Origin of the sequence: Serratia nevei (assembly GCF_024160145.1) — a bacterium.
Taxonomy (GTDB): domain Bacteria; phylum Pseudomonadota; class Gammaproteobacteria; order Enterobacterales; family Enterobacteriaceae; genus Serratia; species Serratia nevei_A.
The window spans coordinates 1-433 of sequence record NZ_JAMYWQ010000154.1; the positions used below are offsets into that span (position 1 = coordinate 1).

1 rRNA gene is annotated in these 433 nt (G+C 55.7%); it reads left to right on the forward strand.

Annotated elements, in window-relative coordinates:
- Window positions 1-433: ribosomal RNA gene (locus M6G53_RS25200) — 16S ribosomal RNA — on the forward strand; the annotation flags it as partial.

Genomic DNA, 433 nt, shown 5'->3' on the forward strand with positions numbered 1-433 from the left:
AACGTGATGTGCCAGCAGCCGCGGTAATACGTAGGTGACAAGCGTTGTCCGGATTTACTGGGCGTAAAGAGCGCGCAGGCGGTCGATCAAGTCGAGTGTGAAAGCCCCCGGCTCAACTGGGGAGGGTCATTCGATACTGATCGACTCGAAGGCAGGAGAGGGTAGTGGAATTCCCGGTGTAGTGGTGAAATGCGTAGATATCGGGAGGAACACCAGTGGCGAAGGCGACTACCTGGCCTGTTCTTGACGCTGAGGCGCGAAAGCTAGGGGAGCAAACGGGATTAGATACCCTGGTAGTCCTAGCCGTAAACGATGGACACTAGGTGTTGGTGGTATCAACCCCGCCAGTGCCGAAGCTAACGCATTAAGTGTCCCGCCTGGGGAGTACGGCCGCAAGGCTAAAACTCAAAGGAATTGAAGGGATGGATAGAGG